Genomic DNA, 1,763 nt, shown 5'->3' on the forward strand with positions numbered 1-1,763 from the left:
GCGCGCCCCCGATCAGTCATTCTGGGAGCGCTCCCAGAACCTTCCCCGCGTCACCCGAACCCCGGAGGATGACAGTGCTGTCACCGACCCACGGGCGCGGACGGCGGTGGCTGGCCGCGCTCGCGGCCGTCCCGCTGGTCGCCGCCACCCTCGCGGCCTCCGCGCTCGCCCCTCCCGCCGCCTCCGCCGCACCGCCCGCCAAGGACTGGCTGCACGTCCAGGGCAACCGGATCGTCGACGCGGCGGGCAACCGCGTCCAGCTCACCGGAGCCAACTGGTTCGGCTTCAACGCCACCGAGCGCGTCTTCCACGGCCTGTGGTCGGCCAACATCACCGAGATCACCAAGGCCATGGCCGATCGCGGCGTCAACCTCGTGCGCGTGCCCGTCTCCACCCAGCTGCTGCAGGAGTGGAAGGAGGGCAGGACCGTCGCCAAGCCGAACATCAACGACTACGCCAACCCCGAGCTCGCGGGGATGGACAACCTCCAGATCTTCGACTTCTGGCTGCGGCTGTGCGAGCGGTTCGGCCTGAAGGTCCTGCTGGACGTGCACAGCGCCGAGGCCGACAACTCCGGCCACGTGCACCCCGTCTGGTACAAGGGCTCGGTCACCCCGGAGGTGTTCTACTCCACCTGGGAGTGGGTCACCGCGCGCTACAAGGATAACGACACGATCATCGCCGTCGACGTCAAGAACGAGCCACACGGAGGCCCCGGCGACTCGCCGCGCGCCAAGTGGGACGGCTCGACCGACGTCGACAACTGGAAGCACACCTGCGAGACCGCGGGCAGGCGCATCCTCGCGATCAACCCCGAGCTGCTGGTGCTGTGCGAGGGCAACGAGGTCTACCCGCGCCCCGGCAAGGGCTGGGACGCGCCCGACACCAACCCCGACCGCACGCCCAACTACTTCCACACCTGGTGGGGCGGCAACCTGCGCGGCGTCGCCGAGCACCCGGTGAACCTGGGCGCGAACCAGGACCAGCTCGTCTACTCCCCGCACGACTACGGCCCCCTGGTGTTCAACCAGCCGTGGTTCGACAAGCCGTTCACCAAGGAGTCGCTGATCACCGACGTGTGGCGGCCCAACTGGCTGTACCTGCACGAGCAGGGCGCCGCGCCGCTGCTGATCGGCGAGTGGGGCGGGCGGCTCGGCGAGGACGAGCGGCAGGACCGGTGGATGGCCGCGCTGCGCGACCTGATCGTCGAGGAGGGGCTGCACCAGACGTTCTGGGCGCTCAACCCGAACTCCGGCGACACCGGCGGGCTGCTGCTCGACGACTGGAAGACCTGGGACGCGGCCAAGTACGCGCTGCTCAAGCCCGCGCTGTGGCAGCACGGCGGCAAGTTCGTGAGCCTGGACCACCAGGTGCCGCTCGGCGGCGAGGGCTCCGCCACCGGCATCAGCCTCGGCCAGCGCTACGGCGACGGCGGCGGCCCCGGCGACACCACGGCCCCGACCGCGCCGACCGGGCTGGCGGTGGGCACGACCACCGCCTCGTCGGTCGCGCTGAGCTGGCAGGCCGCGACCGACGACGTCGGCGTCACCGGGTACGACGTGTACCGGGGCGGCGCGAAGGTCGGCACGAGCGCCACGACCTCCGACGTGGACACCGGGCTCAGCGGCGCCACCACCTACAGCTACTCGGTGCGGGCCAGGGACGCGGCGGGCAACACCTCGGCGGCCTCGGCCTCCCGCAGCGCGACGACCCTGCCGGGCGGCGGGGGCGGGGACGCCGGGTGCGCGGCGGTGCTGCGGGTG

At 71.9% G+C, this 1,763-nt stretch carries 1 protein-coding gene; it reads left to right on the forward strand.

The window, feature by feature from the left end; genetic code table 11:
- Positions 1-74: 74 nt before the first annotated feature.
- The coding region (locus ACTUAL_RS06245) for a cellulase family glycosylhydrolase (protein ID WP_440899574.1) at positions 75-1,763 on the forward strand (1,689 nt) is incomplete at its 3' end.

Source organism: Actinosynnema sp. (assembly GCF_052038725.1).